The 657-nt window shown below is 56.0% G+C and carries 1 protein-coding gene; it reads left to right on the forward strand.

Going from position 1 to position 657, the window contains the following annotated elements:
• Positions 1–657 (forward strand): FtsK/SpoIIIE domain-containing protein (locus HMPREF1627_RS00940; RefSeq protein ID WP_034500374.1); only part of this gene is annotated, 657 nt, incomplete at both ends.

The following is a 657-nucleotide window of genomic DNA, read 5'->3' on the forward strand; positions in this document are numbered from 1 at the left end:
CTGTACCGACAGAAAAAGTTTTCCGAAGCTGGCGAAGCCGTCGACAACCTCAAGGCCTACTGGGCGACTAATCCACCTGAGCCCATGCCACGCCTGGTAGTTGTCATAGACGAGTTCGCTCAGCTCGCTAAGGATTACCCGGACGTGCTTGCAGCGTTGGTTTCAATTGGGCAAGTTGGTAGAACCCTGGGTGTGCACATGATCCTTGCCACCCAGAGGCCGGCAGGTGTGGTAAACGAAGATATTTTGGCGAACACGAACCTGCGTGTTGCCCTTCGCGTTCAGAGTCGTGACGACTCGTCCTCGGTAATAGACGTTCCGCATGCCGCCAGTATTGGTCGTGACCAACCGGGACGCGCTTACATAAAACTCGGTGAGGACGATATCAACCCCATTCAGACGGCGCTGGTCACCGCTAACACATCCGGTAGCGCGCCCGAATCGATGTACGTCGATGAAATTACGCTTGGTGACCCGGCGCCGGAAGCACCACGTATGCCGCGCAGTGAAATGAGCGACCTGGATGAACTAATCGTCGCGATCCGGGATGCAAACACTGCGCACGGATTTGCGCGTCCTCGCCCAGTTTGGCCAGAACCGCTACCTGAAAAAGTTGAGTTGTTACTGCCTGGCCAGACCCGAGTGGACACTCAAGAT

The organism is Actinomyces sp. S6-Spd3, assembly GCF_000758755.1.
Classification (GTDB): domain Bacteria; phylum Actinomycetota; class Actinomycetes; order Actinomycetales; family Actinomycetaceae; genus Pauljensenia.